This is a genomic window from Wolbachia endosymbiont (group A) of Volucella bombylans (genome assembly GCF_964026965.1).
GTDB lineage: Bacteria > Pseudomonadota > Alphaproteobacteria > Rickettsiales > Anaplasmataceae > Wolbachia > Wolbachia pipientis.
Map to the genome: position 1 here is coordinate 612,773 of NZ_OZ034717.1, position 18,958 is coordinate 631,730.

At 34.7% G+C, this 18,958-nt stretch carries 13 protein-coding genes; 4 read left to right on the plus strand and 9 right to left on the minus strand.

What is annotated here, in order from left to right:
• The first annotated feature begins 27 nt into the window (after window positions 1-27).
• A complete protein-coding gene (locus AAGD51_RS03040; protein ID WP_077188069.1) occupies window positions 28-2,103 on the plus strand; it encodes an acetyl-CoA carboxylase biotin carboxylase subunit in 2,076 nt (691 codons plus the stop codon).
• On the opposite strand, the gene AAGD51_RS03045 is transcribed toward AAGD51_RS03040, so the two are convergent.
• Genes AAGD51_RS03045 through AAGD51_RS03070 form a run of 6 tightly spaced genes read right to left on the minus strand, consistent with a single transcriptional unit; the run spans window position 2,052 to window position 6,654 of the window.
• Window positions 2,052-3,080: a COX15/CtaA family protein gene (locus AAGD51_RS03045; protein ID WP_077188070.1), complete on the minus strand. Its 1,029-nt coding sequence runs from the start codon at window positions 3,078-3,080 to the stop codon at window positions 2,052-2,054. The genes AAGD51_RS03040 and AAGD51_RS03045 overlap by 52 nt on opposite strands.
• Complete coding sequence (locus AAGD51_RS03050) at window positions 3,062-4,660, minus strand: glycosyltransferase family 2 protein (RefSeq protein ID WP_320157282.1); 1,599 nt, start codon at window positions 4,658-4,660, stop codon at window positions 3,062-3,064. Before AAGD51_RS03050 ends, AAGD51_RS03045 begins: the two co-directional genes overlap by 19 nt.
• Window positions 4,661-4,674: 14 nt before the next feature.
• The gene (locus tag AAGD51_RS03055) at window positions 4,675-5,151 is read right to left on the minus strand and encodes a hypothetical protein (RefSeq protein ID WP_077188071.1); all 477 of its coding nucleotides are present in this window, start codon (window positions 5,149-5,151) and stop codon (window positions 4,675-4,677) included.
• 8 nt (window positions 5,152-5,159) lie between these two features.
• Window positions 5,160-5,639: a hypothetical protein gene (locus tag AAGD51_RS03060; protein WP_077188072.1), complete on the minus strand. Its 480-nt coding sequence runs from the start codon at window positions 5,637-5,639 to the stop codon at window positions 5,160-5,162.
• A 3-nt stretch (window positions 5,640-5,642) separates the two neighbouring features.
• Window positions 5,643-5,870 (minus strand): F0F1 ATP synthase subunit C, encoded by a 228-nt coding sequence (locus AAGD51_RS03065; RefSeq protein WP_006014985.1) that lies wholly within the window; start codon window positions 5,868-5,870, stop codon window positions 5,643-5,645.
• Between the two features lie 58 nt (window positions 5,871-5,928).
• A complete protein-coding gene (locus AAGD51_RS03070) occupies window positions 5,929-6,654 on the minus strand; it encodes a F0F1 ATP synthase subunit A (RefSeq protein WP_022626288.1) in 726 nt (241 codons plus the stop codon).
• Between the two features lie 229 nt (window positions 6,655-6,883).
• On the opposite strand from AAGD51_RS03070, the gene AAGD51_RS03075 reads away from it, so the two are divergent.
• Window positions 6,884-7,171: a hypothetical protein gene (locus AAGD51_RS03075; RefSeq protein ID WP_077188073.1), complete on the plus strand. Its 288-nt coding sequence runs from the start codon at window positions 6,884-6,886 to the stop codon at window positions 7,169-7,171.
• Window positions 7,172-7,291: 120 nt separating this feature from the next.
• Window positions 7,292-9,631: a phenylalanine--tRNA ligase subunit beta gene (pheT, locus tag AAGD51_RS03080; protein WP_236514775.1), complete on the plus strand. Its 2,340-nt coding sequence runs from the start codon at window positions 7,292-7,294 to the stop codon at window positions 9,629-9,631.
• Here pheT and AAGD51_RS03085 read toward each other — a convergent pair.
• Both AAGD51_RS03085 and AAGD51_RS03090 read right to left on the minus strand, forming a co-directional pair.
• On the minus strand, window positions 9,622-12,369 hold the full coding sequence (locus tag AAGD51_RS03085) for a hypothetical protein (protein ID WP_341810502.1): 2,748 nt from the start codon (window positions 12,367-12,369) through the stop codon (window positions 9,622-9,624). The two genes, pheT and AAGD51_RS03085, sit on opposite strands and share 10 nt — an antisense overlap.
• A 54-nt stretch (window positions 12,370-12,423) precedes the next feature.
• Window positions 12,424-15,792 (minus strand): class I tRNA ligase family protein, encoded by a 3,369-nt coding sequence (locus AAGD51_RS03090; RefSeq protein WP_077188076.1) that lies wholly within the window; start codon window positions 15,790-15,792, stop codon window positions 12,424-12,426.
• Window positions 15,793-15,968: 176 nt separating this feature from the next.
• On the opposite strand from AAGD51_RS03090, the gene AAGD51_RS03095 reads away from it, so the two are divergent.
• Complete coding sequence (locus AAGD51_RS03095) at window positions 15,969-17,435, plus strand: peptide MFS transporter (RefSeq protein WP_265030161.1); 1,467 nt, start codon at window positions 15,969-15,971, stop codon at window positions 17,433-17,435.
• Window positions 17,436-17,574: 139 nt separating this feature from the next.
• On the opposite strand, the gene miaB is transcribed toward AAGD51_RS03095, so the two are convergent.
• Entirely contained in the window at window positions 17,575-18,894 is a 1,320-nt protein-coding gene (miaB, locus tag AAGD51_RS03100; protein ID WP_341810503.1) for a tRNA (N6-isopentenyl adenosine(37)-C2)-methylthiotransferase MiaB, read from the minus strand.
• Between the last annotated feature and the right edge of the window lie 64 nt (window positions 18,895-18,958).

An 18,958-nucleotide genomic window follows, 5' to 3' on the forward strand; every position in this document is an offset into this window, starting at 1 on the left:
CTCAACTTAAGAAAGTATACTCATACGATGACGGAAAAGAAGTACAGTAAGATTTTAATAGCAAACAGAGGAGAGATTGCCTGCAGGATTATCAGAACTGCTCGTAGGATGGGTATATCTTGTGTATGCATATATTCGGATGCAGATGTAAATTCTGTGCATGTAAGACAAGCAGATGAGTCAAGATATATCGGCCCTTCGCCATCTTGCCTCAGTTACTTAAACATTGAAAAAATATGTGAAGTAGCAGTTGAAACAGGTGCTGAGGCGGTTCATCCTGGCTATGGTTTTTTAGCAGAAAATCCAGATTTTCCACGTGCTCTTCAAAAACATAATATAGACTTCATCGGCCCCAGTGCAGAAACAATAGAAGTTACAGCCAACAAAATAACAGCAAAAGAAGCTGCAAAAAAAGCTGGAGTGAATGTAGTGCCAGGATATATGGGTAAGATCAGCGATGTTGCCCACGCAGCTCAAGTTGCTAAAGAGATCGGTTTTCCCGTTATGCTTAAAGCTGCATCAGGCGGTGGTGGCAAAGGAATGCGAATTGTAAACTCCAAAAAAGAAATTGAACTAGCATTTACATCAGCCACAAATGAAGCAGAGAAAAGTTTTAAGGATGGCAGTATCTTTATAGAGAAATATATAGAGTTGCCAAGACATATTGAAATACAAATCATAGCAGATAAATATGGCAATATAGTTTGTCTTGGAGAAAGAGAATGCTCGATACAAAGGAATAATCAGAAAATAATAGAAGAAACGCCAAGTCCATTCATTAGTGAAGAAGTAAGACAAAAAATGTATGTTCAATGTGTTTCTCTGGCAAAGCAAGTTGGCTATTTTTCAGCAGGCACTGTTGAGTTTGTTGTAGATAAAGACCAAAACTTCTATTTTCTTGAGGTAAATACGAGATTGCAAGTTGAGCATCCAGTAACAGAATTTATAACTGGAATAGACATAGTAGAAGAAATGATTAGAACTTCCTGTGGAGAGAAATTGAGATTCAATCAGGATGATATTAAACTTACTGGTTCTGCAATAGAAAGTAGAATTTGCGCTGAAGACCCATCGAAGAAATTTTTCCCTTCCAGCGGAAGAATAAAATATTACGATAAACCGGGTGAAAATGATTATGTAAGAATAGATGATGGAGTTGCTGCAGGTTCAGAAATTAGCATGTTCTATGATTCGATGATTGCCAAAGTGATAACATATGGAAAAGATAGAGTAGAAGCGATCAGCAGAATGCAAAAAGCATTGTCTGAATGCTATATAGAAGGAGTAACAAATAATATAGAATTTCTAGAATCCATCTTCCATCACCCAAATTTTATCGCAGCAAAGCTCCATACGAGATTCATTCCAGATCATTACCCTAGTGGGTTTCACGGCGATTTTGTTACAGAGGAGTATATTAAAATATTTATTTTCACTGCGTTATATGTTCATTTGGAAAATGAAGAAAGGTACCATCATAAAGCAGTGAATGAAACATCTCAGGTGTCATTCCAGTGCGTGACACTGGAATCTAGTAAAAAAGAAGGGGCACCAGTATCAGCTACTCGGATGGCAGGTGACCGTGCAAGAGATTTATTCATAGTGAATATAAATGACAATGAGTACTCCGTAAATGCAAAATACCAAGATAATATATTAATAACGGTATATAATCACAATAAATACTCCGTTATAGGCAAGTGGAAATCAAGTTATAGATTGCTATATATCACAATTAATGACGATACCAATATAGCACTTAAAATAGAAAGACAAGGCAGCAAGTACTTCATAAGACATGCAGGTATGAAAGCTGAGTGTTGTATATTAAAACCTCATGTAGCTGAATTAAGTAAGTTAATGCTAAATAATGAAACAGAAGGGATTTCAGCAGATGCTGTAAAATCCCCAATATCTGGTTTATTAGTTAAATTGCACGTAAATGTAGGAGATCAGGTGGAAATAGGACAACCTTTATTTGTGGTGGAGGCAATGAAAATGGAAAATATCATATGTGCTGAAGCAGCAATGGTGATAAAAAATATTCCCGTTCAAGAAGGAAAAAATGTGCAGATTGGTGATGTAGTCTGCTTCCTTAAATAACACAAGAAGTATAAACTTGACCCAAACAAGATAAATGAAAACACTTGATGAGCTATGGCAATGGCTATCGGTATGTGCAATAATAGAGTAATTACACCTAAAATGATCTGAATGACGACGGAGAGCAGCATAATATATACCGGTTTTATGCTAGCATTTTTTATTGTGAGTATTACTACCAAAGTTAGTATTAGCAATGCCAGTGCTCGATGTATAAATTGCACTGTCGCTCTGTTCTCAAAGATATTCAGCCATATAGGCTGTAAGAAAAATAAATCTTCTGGAACGATTTGTCCGTCCATTAGTGGAAAGGTATTGTAAATCAAACCAGCATTTAATCCTGCAACAAATGCACCGAAAATTATTTGTATTACAATTAGGACCAAAATCATCCTTGCGTAGTATATAGTGTTACCACTAACCTTAAGTTTTGTTTGTTGTGGCCTTATCTGATAATCAAAAAATTGATATGACAATAATGCAAAGATAACTAATGCTAATAATAAGTGAAGTGCGAGCCTATAGTGGCTAACATGAGGCTTGGCTACCAAGCCGCTTTTTACCATATACCAACCAGCAAAAGCTTGTAAAGCTCCAAATAATAATGCCACACATAGCTTTATTACTACCTTTTTAGATATTTTTCTTCTTAATATGAAATATATAAATGGCAGGACAAAAACTAAACCTGTTAGTCTTGCAACCAATCTGTGTACATATTCTATTAAGTATATAGCGCGAAACTCCTCCATACTAATACCATAGTTAAGTGCTTTATATTCAGGTGTAGCTTCGTATTTTAATTTTTCTTGTAGCCAGTCTTGTTCACTCAGTGGTGGTAATGTTCCAGTAATTGGTTTCCACTCTGTGATTGACAATCCTGCTTTTGAAAGTCTGGTAAATCCACCAATCCCTACCATGAGAATTACCATGACCGAGCAGAGAAAAAGCCAAATAGCTACAGGTTTTGCTTCCATAAACCATGCTGAGTTTTGTTCCATCGCTCAGGGTAAAGAATAAATTCCCATAAGGCAAGAAAAGCTGCAACACTATGTAGCAGACTATAGACCGGAAAAAATATCGATACTATATAAAAATAAAAAGGCATCTTTTGCTGTTTGACAGCTATTACCAAAAGAATCAGGTTAGTAACGTATACCACTACAAAGTAGTACAAAAATAATTCATTTAAAACTTTAGTTAATATCAATGAAAGCAGTAAAAATGGAGTAGTAAAAAATATAAAAGCTGCAGAGCCAACAAAAAGATTCAATAGCAAAATTCCCTTAAATCCAGTGTGTTTATAAAGTGACTTTATATTTTTTAAATGAACAATATAAGTTTGCATATAGCCTTTGATCCAGCGCGCTCTTTGCTTAATCCAAGCAAATACAACAATTGGTGACTCTTCCAATGTTTCTGAGTCAATCATCCTGGTTTTATATCCCATTTGCGCAAGTCTCAAACCGAGGTCAGCATCTTCGGTAACACTGTAAGCATCCCAGAAAAACACTTTTTTTAGAATTTTTACTGAAAAATGATTACTGCTACCACCCAAAGGCATCGGCATGTTCATTTTTTGGAATCCAGGCAATAAGTATTGAAACCAGTTCATATACTCCAGAGAAAAGAATTTTGTGAGAAAATTATAATCACAATTGTAGTAATTTAATTTCGCCTGTACACAGGCAAGCTTATCGTCGTCCTTATTAAATTCAATCAGTGCTTTTTTTAACTGCAATGGGTCTGGTTTATCGTCCGCATCATATATTACTGCATACTTTCCTCTAGCAAAGCTCATAGCATAATTGCATGACTTGGCTTTTGTTCTAGGCAAAGAATGAGGCACTTTTATTACTTCAAAATACTGCGGTAAAGTGTACTTTTCTATAGCTGCTAGCGTTTCTTGGTCATCACTTTCTACCTGAAGCTTCACATCTAATTTTGATTTTGGATAATCCAAACTTTCAATGCTTTCGATCAATTGCTCTATCACTGCACTTTCTTTAAAAGCAGGCAATAAAATAGTATATATAGGAAAATCTTCTTCATTCAGCTTACTATAATCCACTTTTTGGTTGGAGGTTTCACATAAGCTAAAAACTGTAGCTATAAACTTGAATAAATAACTAGAACATCCGATTATAAATATCAACATCAAAGCAAAATATGTATATTTCTCTGTTAGTGTTAAAATTGAAGTTACAATAAAGAAAGAAGCAAAAAATATTGAGCTTAGTTTAATGCTTTTAGCTGAAAAATTAGGATTCTTGTAATATAAGTAGTTGCTTGCAAATTCTGAAATACCAAAGTGCGAGTTAAGAAGATTTAAAATCTGTTCGCTATCCACTTTTATTAATACATAGTCAATACCGTAATGAGCTTCGACCCAACGGTTGATATCTCGGCTTGTGTCTTCAACCATAAAAAAAGTAGTATTATTTAATTTTTGCCAAGGAATTATATTAAATTTATAGTAAAAAAGTTTCTCTGGCTCTTTGCACAAACTAGAATCAAACTTAATTTTTTCTACATTATCAGCTTGAAGTATAGGCAATTGTTGCATTGAACCTAATGCAATTTTTTATTTAAGTCACGTGAAAATGAAGATATGACCTCGCTACTACGCTTATCATCTTTACGTTCATGCATTATTTTTTTTACAGCATCAGCAGCTATATTCACTGTGTTAGTCTGTAAATCCCCAAGAGCTTTTTCAACTTGGTCAGTGACTTTCTTCAAGTTAGAATGGGCATTGTCATCTAATGTCTGATCTAGCTGCTGTCTATTGTGCTTAATGATACTATTAGCTTTATCAAGTGCTTCATTCATCATTTTATTAACTTCTGCATCTAATTCTTTGTATTTTTTAGAAGATTTTTTGTAATACTCCAACATATCTTTCCTGAATTTTTCAGTTTCTTCACTTGAAAATTTGCTTTTGTTACGCTTATTGTTAAGCGCATTTTTTATCACTTTCTTTAGCAATTTATACGAAAGGACAAAACTTACCAAGAAGGCAAGACCGATAATCAGTGATGTAGACATAAAAACCCCTAAAATTCTTTGGACACCAAGTCAGCAATAAATTCCTCTTCAATTTCAGAATTAGTCAATTTAGTATAATAAATTAAAGCAATACTAGTAGCCATTTGTTTTAACTGATCAGTATATTCAGATTTAAATTCTGCCACTTTTTTTTCAATAAGCTTGCTCTTTTTTTTGTCTTCCTCTTCTAATATATTCTTAACATTAGCTCTCATTTCTTCTACCTGAGCAAGTGCATCATCTATGATTTTTTTTGCCTGTATTCTAGCTTGGTTTAAAGCGGCATTATACTTGGCAATCTGCTCTTCCGTGAGTCTTAAAAGATGAACAGAACTATTAAAAGAACCCAATACTTCTTTACTTCTAGTGCTTATTATTTTATCTAACTTTGGTAAAAATAAACAACTTACCACGAAAAAAAGTGAAGAGAAAAAAATTAAAAACCAAAAAACTTGAGAAAAGAAGGTTGAAACATCAAGCTGTGGCATCTGTTAAGCAGCAAATATTAATAACATTGCAAGTACAAACGCAAGCAATCCCATGATTTCAACCATGGCAGCACCAATATAAACATAACTTTTCATTTTACCTTCTGATTCAGGGTTTCTCGCAATCCCATTTAACATAGCAGAAAAGATATTAGCTATACCTAAACCAGCACCGAGCATTCCAAACACAGCTAAACCAATTGCTATAAACTTTAAAGCTACTAAATCCATATATTACCTTTAATTTTTCTTTATAATATAATTGTAAAATATTCTACAAGGAAGTCAATTACTTTACTGCATCTGACAAATATACACATGTTAATATAGTAAATATATAAGCTTGTAAAATTGCAACAAATACTTCAAATCCTATCAATGCAATTATGAACAAAAACGGCGCAGGAGTGAAAAATATGTTCATATTTACAATAAACCCTGCTATCACTTTGATGATTGTATGACCAGCAATCATATTTGCTGCAAGCCTTATTGATAGGCTAACCGGCCTTACTAAATAAGCAAACAACTTAATAATAATTATTATAGGTGCAAGCCACGAAGGAGTTCCTTTTGGTAGCAATATGCGTAAAAATTCTACTCCCCTTTCTTTAAATCCAACAATCGTTATATAAATAAAAACCACCATCGATAAAGCGAAGGTGACTATCACATGACTTGTGACCGTGAAACTATAAGGAAGAACACCAACTAAATTACACGATAAAATGAAAATAAATACTGTGAATATCAATGGAATGTGCTGCAAGCCTTTGCTTCCAGTGTTATTTTCTATTATTGAAATAACAAAATCATATACATACTCAACTGCAGCTTGCAAATATCCTGGTATTACTGACCCCTTCTTTATTCCAAAAAGCAAAAAGAGTATCATCAATATCACCGAAATCATCGTGAAAAAAGATGAATTGGTAAAGCTTACGTCATACCCAAATAACCTAGGTAACTCTATTATTGTATATACTTTAAATTGCTCTAGCGGATTTAACGCCATTTTGACCCTATGTACTTGAACTATAACAGTAAATAAAGTATGAATTTTATAGGACAAAGTCAAGGGTTAAGATAAAGCTCTGTGTTATTATAACATTGATACATTAACAAAATATGTAATTAGAGTGTTAATTACAGTCAGCTCTGTATTTTAAAATTTACTAATCTTATTAAATTATTTAACTTAACATCTTATTTTAATTATAATTTAATTTTTAGTGAGGTATATAATGAACGAAATAGATTTTATTAACGCTAATCATCCTTTAAATTTAGAGCAGGAATTTGGTAACGGATACATCAAATTGACAGATGGTTCCTTTAACGAATATACTGGCCATTATCAAATAGGAAGCGAAATACTAGATGAAAGCCATAATATGATAGGAGACTTAACTATAGATGGCTACATTCATAGCTTCCATGCAGATACCCACAATATGAATCTTAAATCCTTTACGGAGATAGATTTAAAAGGTGATATAAAGAAGATAAATTCTCTTTACAAGAAGATATAAAGTTACAAAAACTTCTGCATCATTGCTTGTGATACAGAAGTCACTTTTCATTCCACTACAATAAGCTTTAAAATCACTACATTTTACATTACAATAACTTTTTCACTTCTTTTTAGGTCCATGAAATTCACATTATCTTGGTTATTAGAACACTTAGAAACCAATGCTAGTTTAGAAGAAATTACCGATAAATTAACTCACATAGGGTTAGAAGTAGAAGATGTGATCGATAATTCCAGATTGACTGGGTTTATTGTTGCAGAGGTATTAGAAGTCGTACCTCATCCAAATGCTGATAAATTAAAATTATGTAAAGTAAATGATGGAAGTAAAATTCTACAAATAGTCTGTGGAGCAAACAATGTTAGAGAAGGTATGAAAACTGTACTTGCATCTCTTGGTAGCACGTTGCCAGAAAGTGATCTCACAATTAAGTCCACAAAAATACGAGGAATGCTAAGTGAAGGGATGCTCTGCTCTGCTTCTGAACTTGCGCTGGTTCAAGAGGAAAGTGAAGGAATAATCGAGCTTTCCGATGATTATAAAGTAGGGGATAAATTTTTCAATTGTGACCCTGTAATTGATATAAATGTTACTCCAAACCGTGGAGATTGCTTAGGCATTTATAGAATAGCTCGCGACCTTGCTGCAACTGGAATTGGGACATTAAAGACTTTAAGCATTCCACAACTTACCAGCTCCATAAATTCACCAATCGATGTTGAAGTTACTGACGGGGAAAGTTTTATTAGTGGAATATACATCGCCAATGTAAAAAATCAAGAAAGCCCAAAATGGTTAAAAGATAGGCTGGAATCGATAGGAATGCGCTCCATTTCTGCAATAGTTGATATCACGAACTATATTATGATATCTTTCAGCCGCCCAATGCACGCGTATGATGCAAAAAAAATAGAAGGAGAGCTCACAGTACGCAAAGCAAACGACGGAGAAAAATTTGCTGGTTTGAACGGTAAAGAATACTTATTAAACAAAGACATAAGCGTTATTGCAGGTGATAAAAATATTCATGGAATTGCTGGAATTATAGGTGGTAAGTGCAGTGAATGTACTCTTGAAACTACTGATATCTTTTTAGAGTCTGCTTGGTTCGATCCCATCTCTATTACTAAATCTTCAAGGCAGCTCGGCATCTCCACAGACGCTAGTTACAGATTTGCACGTTCAGTTGATCCTGGATTTACTTTTGATGGACTCAACCTTGCAGCTAAAATGATTCTGGACTTATGTGGTGGAGAAACCTCAAGCGTAGTGTCTGCTGGCAGTTTAGATAGTGCTGACACCAAGGTGAGCTTTGATTATCAGGATGTGAACAAGTTTGGAAGTGTGTCTGTATCGCCTGATGAGGTGCTTGATATCTTAACGAAACTAGGGTTTAGTATTGATAAAAAAACCGAAGGCAATTGGAATGTACAAGTACCAAGCTGGAGACCGGACGTGACAATACCTGCTGACCTAATCGAAGAAGTAACAAGGATATACGGCTATGACAAAATAAAAGAAGAACCACTACCAAATAATGTTGAAGAAGTAGATAGTACATACGACAATTTGCGTATTTTGATGACAAACAGAGGGTTTCATGAAGTGCTAACCTGGTCGTTTATGAGTGAATCAACAGCTGAAAAATTTGGTTACTCGAATAAGTTATTTATCATCGATAATCCGTTTAACAATAGCTTTAATATAATGAGACCAAGTATTATGCCAAATTTATTGCAAGTTACTGCTGATAATATTGCCCATGGAATATCTGATCTTGCAATCTTCGAAATTGGGCCGATTTACGATGGTGAAGCTCGGTCTAAACATGTTTTAAGTGGGATAAGAACAGGAAATAATTTACCGCGAAACCATTATAATACTGATAGAAAAGTAGATGTTTTTGACGCAAAGGCTGATTGCATAGCAGCTTTGGAGTTTTTTAACGTCAATTGTGATAATTTAACGATAGAGAGAGCAGAAAAAGAACATTATCACCCAGGAAAGTCAGGCACTCTCTCTTTTAAGAATAAAGTAGCAGGTTATTTTGGAGAGTTGCATCCTAATATATTAGATCTTTTTGATATCAAGCAAAAAGTTGTAGGTTTTGAGGTGATATTAGAAAATATTGAAAATTTACCTGTAAGTAGAAAGAAATTTATCGATTATAAATACCAAAGTGTAAAACGTGATTTTGCATTTATTGTAAATAAGGATGTGAAAGTAGGTAACATAATCAATGTGGTAAAAAAAAGCTCAGAGCTCATCACAGAAGTTTTAGTATTTGACGTATACCATGGAAATAATATAGAATCGAATAAGATGTCTATAGCATTGTCAGTTACTTTCTGCTCTCCAACTCACACTTTAACTGAAAAAGAGATCCAAAAAGAATCAAGTGCTATAGTTAATTTAGTATGTGAAAATACCGAAGGAACTTTGAGAACTTATCGTTGAGTCACAATCATAGTTTCCTGCCGTTGCTGTGTCACACTTACTTCATCCAATTTATTTCCAATATTGAATTCAATATCCTTGAAAAATCTATCCCACATTCCATGCAAATGCTCTTCTATTTTAGGCCACACACCATTTTTAAATGTTACCCCATCATCAGAAAATAAATTACCTAAAAAGGCTCCAATACCTTCATAATTTGACTGAAAACATTGAAGAAATGTCTCTCCTTCTTTATAAGTATTATGTGCCACATTTAACGCTTCTCTCTCTGTAGTCTCTTTATAAACATTTGATGCTCCAATCTTTATTGCACCAAACATAACTTTACTCCAGTTCTTAACTTTCTGTATACAACCTTCACTATTTCCTGGTATATTATTTATTATATCTTTTGTCAAATTATCTATCAAAGGAGACAATAAACCTTGATAAAAGTGCTTGATATTATTTTTTGTTTTTATCACAGGACTTTTTATGCATTTTTCTGCCAAATAGTATTCAAGTTCCGCTTCCTCTAACAACTTCTTAACTGCTTCTTCGTTAAAAGTTTCACGCTCGAACTCCTTCAGTAAATCATCCTCTATTATTGCAAACTTTATTTTTTCGCGAGATTCTAGTTCTTCTATGTAATCATTTTTTGTTTCTTCATTTATCAACAATCCTTTTTCTTCTAATTCTAACTGTTTTAATGCTTTGAGAATTTCTTGGTTATTTTTCAAATGCTTCTCTATTAATTTTGTACTTGGATGCTGTTCTCCTTTCCTATTTCGCTCACCTTCTAAATATTTGTTTAAATCCTCATTTTCTTCTATTACTTTCCTTAACGATATAGGTTGCTCTAAGCATTCTGCAATTTCCGCTCGGTGCGCATTAATCCTCTGTACTAAATCCGGCTCCTTTTCCTCTAACAGCTTACATGAATCCTCTATACCCTTTGCTTGGCCTTTGAGTACATTTTGTTTTTTGCATTTCGTTATTTCTAAATATATCTTTGCTACAAAAGCATTTACTTTATCTGAAGCTTCTTTTAAATTCTCACTCAAAGAACCTTTTATCTCCTTTTCTAAATCCCGAAACTGGTCTATTAAGCTGAGCATGCCTAATAGGCCTAACTCACCCTTGGCTTTTTTCATTACTGATTTTACTAGCCTTTGCTCAACTTCTTGATCATCATACTCGAACTTAAAAAGACCTTCTAACCTTCTTCTTAAAACATCACCTGCTAAATTATTCTTTTTTACATCTCCATATATTTCTTTCAATTTTTCATGTATCCTAATATATCTTTTTTGTCCTTCTTTTTTTAAAAGATTAATCTCTTCTTTAGCATTACCTAGAGCTGTCTCTGTTTCTCTACTATGTATATATTTATAAACATCAATAATTGTTCTCTTAGCTATCTTCCCTTCTTCTTTAAGCCGCTTCCATTCTGCTTTAAATATAGGAAGCTCACTATCATCTAAAACATCCGGTACTTTTGCTCCTGCTTTTTTCAGATCTCTTATTATCACTTCTTTCTCACCTGGTAATTCCTTACCTTGACTCTCTAATTCCTGTCTCACTAAAGAATTTTTTATCTCATCTTCCAGTGAAAAACCTTCTTTCCGTCTATCCAGCTGAAACCTAACTGCTTGTATAAAGGCAACTTGATAGGCGTTGTATATTAAGTGAGTTGTCAACTTAAAATCTATGCTACTTACCACTTTTAACCTGAATTCGTCCAACAATTCCTTCAATTTATCATATGTAATCTCTTTCTTTTCTAGCTTTATCAGTTCTTCCATAGTCTTCGCAAATTCTTGAATAGAAGTTGCAAGCACATCCTTGATTTCATTGCGTAAGGGCTTAAGACCATTTTTTAAATTGATGTTAGTTGACAATTTCAGTACGATGCTATGCTCTGAATCCCGCGTCACATCAAACCACTTGTTATTTTCATTTTCATACAAATCTCTAAGCAATCGTTTAAATTGCGGTGGAAATTCTATTTCCATATCCCACGCAATATTTGGTCCAGTAACTTCCTTTTCATGAAAAGACACCTCAATATTTTGATGCTTATTAGAATACCGCCCCATACTTATTTTAAGAGCAGTAACTAAAGAGTGAGATAAATCTCTATTTAAAAGATAAAAAGTAGCCAAAGCAATTGTTGCAGGAATAAGTAATGCTGCAAGCATAGCTATATTAACAAGAATCACTATTGCAGCAAGAACACCATATGCCAGTCTTTTTGCTGTACTTTCACTTACTTCACTTTTTTTTGTTTTATTCTCCTCTGAACTGATTTGTGTCTTATCATTTGTTTTTAATTTATTATATACGGCTAATCCTAACGCAGTGAAAACTATATAAGGAAACATTAAAACTGATAGAGCTAAATTTAATACTTTCTTCTCCGGGCAAGCTCGATTTACCTCTTTAAATATTCTACTTGATATATTATACCAAGAAGTAAAAAAATCAGAGTTATAATCTTTATAATGAAATATACTGAGTGGAACGTTAAAATTAGCTAACGGCTCTTGTTCTTCCACAGCATCAAAAAATTCTTCTTCCTCTTCTGAAGTAGCAAGACCTAAATCATTCCCTTCTTCTACATTAGAAACAGCTTCCATAGCATCAAAAGACTCTTCCTCTTCCAAAGTAACATTGGAAATAGATTCTACTTTACCTAAATCATCACTATTGTTATTTAAGTCAACAACTTTCTTACAATCTACAACAGCATTCATACCATAACCTTATCCAATTACCTTAAGTATAGCACAAACACTGACGATTTTCAACTACTGACAATCTAACTTAATACCAACACTTAAATCCTGATATTCCTTAGAATAAAAGTTAGTTCCAATTTCTGTATTAATTTCTAAAGATAAGGAAAGAGTCTGCTCTTTTATGTATTCACTCCATTTACTTGTCGCTTTCCTAATTTTCTCATCTTTTGTTTTTATGATCACCTTAATTCGATCAGATATATGAAAATCAGCTTGTTTCCTAGTTTCCTGAATAAGTCTCACGACATCTCTTGCAAGCCCCTCTAGAATTAATTCATCATTTAAAGTGGTGTTCAGAATCACAATTCCTCTGTTATTATCAAACACGGAGGAAAATTCACTGTTTGCTTTTAACAATAGTTCATATTCGCCTTTTTTTATAGTATAGTTCTCTGTTTCATCTCCGAGGAATATTTGCTCATTTTCAACTTGCCACCATTTCCCCTCTTTGACATATTGAACTAGTTTCTTAATTTTATCTGGAACTCTTCTTCCAAGCACAGGAAAATTTAATTTTAACTCTAGTGATGCAATACCTTCGAGCCTGTTTACTAACTCTAGCTTTTTTACATTTACCTCATCTTTTATCATCTCCTGGTACTCATTTGAATCTGCAGCACACTGGATCCCAGTGTCAGCTACTTGGATAACAGGAGAGAACTCTGGGATGACAGAAAGCGGTTCACCTTCAAGAAAACTACAGGAAGACTGATGATAAATGATCATACTGCCAAGCGGCTGTCTGATACGTATATTAAAAGTGTTTCTGATCGAAAGTGCAGAGTTGCACACCTCTCTCACTAGATCCATCTTGGCAATGAGCTGACTATCAAACTTCTCTAATTGTGGAAAATTAGCCAAATGAACAGATGTTTCTTCATATTTAAGCCCTTGCCATATATTCTCTGTTATAAGTGGCAACAAAGGAGCTGCAGCTCTTAGTATGTAATAAAAAACCGTATATAGAACATTATAAGCATCAGTTTTATCCTGATCCAAATCACTTTTCCAAAAACGCTCGCGACTGCGACGAATATACCAATTATTTAGCACTTCAAAAAAGTTCATTAAAATTTTGCAAGCCTCTTGGGAGTTATAGCTATTCATAGAAGCTTGGATACTTTCTATAGCTTCAAAACATTTGGAAATCATGTAGTGATCAATAGTACTTTGATAATCCTTACAAACTTCAGCTTTAATTCCATCTGCATTTGCATACATAGTAAAAAAGTGATAACTGTTCCAAATAGGTTTTATTACGTTTTTCAGAACATCTCGTATTGAGTTTCCCTCTTTATCAAGCAGCAAATTACCACCACAAACAATAGATCCAGAAAGCATAAGAAAACGCAGTGCATCAGAACCATATCTATCAAAAACCTCCATTGGATCTGCATAGTTATTCAAACGTTTGGACAACTTTTGCCCTTTTACATCCAAAACAACACCGTGGCATATGCAGTTCTTAAATGGTTCCCTATCAAACAAAGCAGTGGACAATACAAAGAGCGTATAAAACCACCCCCTGGTTTGCGCTATGTATTCAGTGATAAAATCCGCAGATTCAAACCACTCCTTATTTTCAAACGGATAGTGGATTTGCGCAAATGGCATCGAGCCAGATTCAAACCAGCAGTCAAACACGTCAGGTACACGGCGCATAACTGATTTTCCTGTTGGATCATCAGGATTTGGTCTTGTTAAAGTATCGATAAATGGTCTGTGCAAGTCGTCTATTTTAACATTAAAATCTCTCTCCAGTTCTTCTATTGAACCATATACATCTACTCTTGGATATCTCGCATCATCTGATTTCCATACAGGGATTGGCGTACCCCAGAATCGATTGCGTGAAATTGACCAGTCGTGTGCCCCTTCAAGCCATTTTCCAAATTGACCATCTCTAATGTGGTTTGGTATCCAATTAACTCTCTTATTTAGCTCTACCATTCTGCTTTTGAATTTTGTAACAGCAACATACCAAGAAGGCATAGTGCGATAGATCAAAGGAGTGTCAGTTCTCCAGCAGTGTGGATAATTGTGAATATATTGTTCAGTTTTAAACCAATTCCCTTGCTCTTTTAATTTTTTTATTACTGTATCATTGGTATCAAAAACATGAACCCCTGCCAAATCTGAAATTTCAGCAGTAAATTTTCCACTGTTATCAATTGGACAAATAACTGGAATATCATGACTTTGGCAAAGGTAAAAATCTTCCTCACCAAATCCAGGAGCAGTGTGTACAACGCCAGTACCATCTTCTCCTGTAACATAATCAGCAACAAAAACACGGAATGCATTCTTTGTATCTTTAAAGTAATCAAACAGCGGCTTATAGGAAAGATCTACAAGATCATCTGCTTTAAATTTTATATTGCAGTTTTCATATGGAATATTGCTTTGTTCACAGTGGCTGACAAATTTCCCTAAATAACTTTCAGCGAAGATGTAAACTTCATCGTTAACTAGATCTTTTGCATTATCCCCTGTCATCCCAGTAGCCCCCTCCCCTGTCATCCCAGTGCTTCGACACTGGGATCCAGAAATAGATTCCAGCGTCACGCGCTGGAATGACATCAAAGGGTGGACTGACACTGCACAATACTTAATATCTTTTCCTATTGCTAAAGCCAAGTTGCTCGGCAACGTCCAGGGAGTTGTAGTCCAAGCAAGTAATTTACACTTTCGTTTAACACTTTTAAACTGCTGTGGGTTTTCTAAAAGCTCAAATGCAACAGTTACAGCTTTGCTAGTCTTTTCTCTATACGCGTTATCTAGTCTTGTTTCAAAATTAGACAATGGAGTTTCGCACGCCCAGCTATATGGAACAACGCGCACTGATTCATACACTAGACCCTTATCATAAAGCTGCTTGAATGCCCACATGACCGACTCCATGAATGATTTATCCATGGTCTTATAGTCATTGTGAAAATCTACCCATCTTGCTTGTCTATTGACATATTTTTCCCACTCTGATGAAAATTTCATCACAGAAGTACGGCAATGATCGTTAAATTTATCTATACCAAACTTCTCTATCTCAGTTCTACCAGATATTCCAAGTTCTTTTTCTGCACCCATCTCAGCCGGCAATCCATGGCAATCCCAGCCAAATCTACGTTCAACCCTTTTTTGAAGCATAGTTTGATATCTTGCAAATGCGTCTTTGATGAAACCAGTGAGTAAATGTCCATAATGCGGAAGTCCATTTGCAAACGGAGGCCCATCGTAAAAGACAAAACAATTATCCTTGGAACGTTCTTCAACTGACCGCTCAAAAACTTTGTTTTCCTGCCAAAATTTTATGATTTCCTTTTCTAACGATGAAAAATCAGGACTACTTACTGTATCAGGATAATGCTTTGACTTCATGTTCGCTATGTAAAACTAAAGAATATAGGGCTTTCTGAAAAATTACAAATTCAAAAATATTTCCGTAGCTCACACCCCAACAAACTATTCTGCCGAGTTTCCAATACCTTTTTTTAAGTTTTACTTGCAGTTTTTATTGTTTTACTTAACATTAACCCAAGCTTTAGGGGTATTTTATGGATCAGAAGACAGATAAGTTTCCACAATTTTTAAAAATGTTGTGCTTTGTTGAAATGTGGGAACGTTTCTCTTACTATGGAATGAGGGCACTTTTGGTCCTATTTTTGACTTCTCACTTAGGTTTCACTGATGAGAGGGCCTTTACTATTTACTCATTATTTGCTGCAACAGGTTATGCTATACCAATACTTGGAGGTTTTTTAGCTGATAAGTTGATGGGATTCCGCAACATGGTATTGCTTGGAGGGATAGTGATGATAGCAGGTCATGCCTGCATGTCATTGGTTGAGTTTGAACCAGGTTTATTATATTTAGGTTTATCTCTAATAGCCGTAGGTACTGGTATGTTTAAAGGAAACGTAACTAACTTACTTGGTTCATGCTATGGCAAAGACGATCCTGAACGTAGCAGAGGCTTTACTTTATTTTATGTAGGTATAAACCTTGGAGCAATATTGGCTTCTATTTCATGTGGTTATGTAGCCCACTTATTTGGTTGGCACTACGGCTTTGGTTTAGCTGGCATTGGGATGTCTATAGGGCTAATCTTTTTTCTCAAATTTCAGAGTCTTTTAGGAGATAGCGGCCTTTCTCCTTATCCAGAGCTTATGAATAAGCGCATATTAGGGATTAAAATCTTTGGTATAGTATTGATAGGAAGCTTTCTGTCATCATCAATAATTGCTAAAATGCTTATACATAGTGAATTTTTTACTAATATGCTCATATTTGTTGGAATAACAGCTCTAGGCATATTTATTTATATAATATCTAAATTATCAGCAGAACAAAGACGAAAATTAGTGGCATTATCTATTCTTGTGGTATTTTTCTTGTGTTTTTTTGCTTTAGAAATGCAGCTTGGCTCTTTGGTTAACTTATTCACCGAAAGAAACGTTATTAACAATGTATTAGGTATAACAATTCCAGCTTCAGTTTCTCAAGCCATAAATCCTTTATCAATTATAATACTTGGCTTTCTTTTTGGAACATACATGAAGTTTAAGCAAAAATATGCAACTTCCATGTTTACCCTTGGCCTTCTGACAATGGCTATGTGTTTTTTCACACTGTACATAGGATGTTTAAACTCTAACAGCGAAGGTAAAGTAGAATACTTATATTTAATAATTGCTATCTCCTTTATGGGACTGGGAGAATTATGCATTGCTCCCTTAGTTTTAGAACAATCAACTGCACTAGCTCCCCCAAATTTTAAAGGAGTAGTAATGGGTATAACAACGATGTCGTTAGCATTTTCTAACCTAGCCGGAGTTGCAATATCAAAATTTATGTCAGTTCCTTCAGTAAACGGTAAAATAAATTATTTAGAATCTTTAGAAATATATAAAGAGGGTTTTTTAAAGGTGGGAATATTTAATTTAATGCTCGTTATTGTATTTTTATTCTTCTTCAATTTTATACATAAAGTTGTTACTAACTCATCTTGTACAAAAAATTGATATAGGTAAGCTCAAATTTGTAGGTTTAAGGTACCCGTTCAGCAGAGGTAGCAATTAAACTTTGTAACTTTTGAAAAAGATTATGATTGCATTTTTTCAATACTCTTTGCTTAAGATTTATATTTAACGCTGCTTAAAATCAGTGAAATGCACACCCCAGCAAACTACTCTGCCGAGCTTCCAACACTTTCACATTTACTATTTTGTCCCTGTATTTATCTTCAGAATCATCAATGCACACTGATTGCATATATGGGCTTTTACCAATAATTTGGTTTTGGTGTTTACCTTTTTTATCGCTAAACAGAACAGGTATAGTTTTACCTACCATACTCTGGTTAAACTCAAGTTGTTGCTTACTAATTAATTTCTGTAAACGAAGAAGGCGCTCTGTTTTAACCTCTTCTGGTACTTGATCTTTTCTTTCCGCTCCCGGTGTGCCTGGTCTTGGGCTGTATTTAAAACTATAAGCCTGAGCATATCTAACTTTTTCTACTAATTTCATAGTTTCTTCAAAATCTTTTTCGGTTTCTCCAGGAAAACCAACAATAAAATCAGAAGAAAATTCGATTTCAGGTTTCAATTTGCGAAATCTGTCTATTATTTCCAAATACTCCTCTGCAGTGTGTTTCCTGTTCATCGCGTGCAATATTTTATTCGAACCAGACTGCACAGGCAGGTGAACAAACGGCATGAGCTTTGGCTCTTCCGCATGTGCCAAGTAGAGAGATTCATGCATATCTCTTGGATGAGAAGTTGTATAACGAATCCTCTCTAGCTTTTCAATTTTAGCAATATGACTAATTAATTTTCCTAAATCCCACACTTCCCCTTCGCACTCCCCATGGTAAGCATTGACGTTCTGACCAAGCAAATTGATCTCATTTGCCCCATTTGCAACTAATTTCAATGCTTCATGAAATATTTCATTCACTGGCCGTGAATACTCAGCTCCACGAGTATAGGGCACTACACAAAACGTACAAAATTTATCACAACCCTCTTGTATGGCAAGAAACGCAGAAAACCCCTGGCTATTGCCATAGCATTCATCTGGCAATTTATCAAACTTTGCAACTTCAGGAAAATCAGTGTTTATTACATGACCTTTACTTCTGCTTGCTTTGACTATCAGCTCCGGTAAGGTAGCGATACTCTGCGGACCAACAACAATATCAACAAAAGGAGCCCTTCTGAACACTTCTTCTCCCTCTGCTTGCGCTACACACCCAGCCACCACTATAGTCATTTCTTTTCGTAACGAATGAATCTTCCCAAGCTCTGAGTAAAGTTTTTCTGCTGCCTTCTCTCTAATGTGACAAGTATTCAGTATCACTAAATCGGCTTTCCCTGCATCACTAACAACGTTGAACCCCAAAGGTTTAATTACATTTTCCATTAAAACGGAGTCATAAACGTTCATCTGACAGCCGTAAGTTTTAATATATAGGCCTTTCATATTTGGTATGTCTTTTTCAAAATTTCTTCACCCTACACGTAAATGTCTAACAGACCAGCGCGTG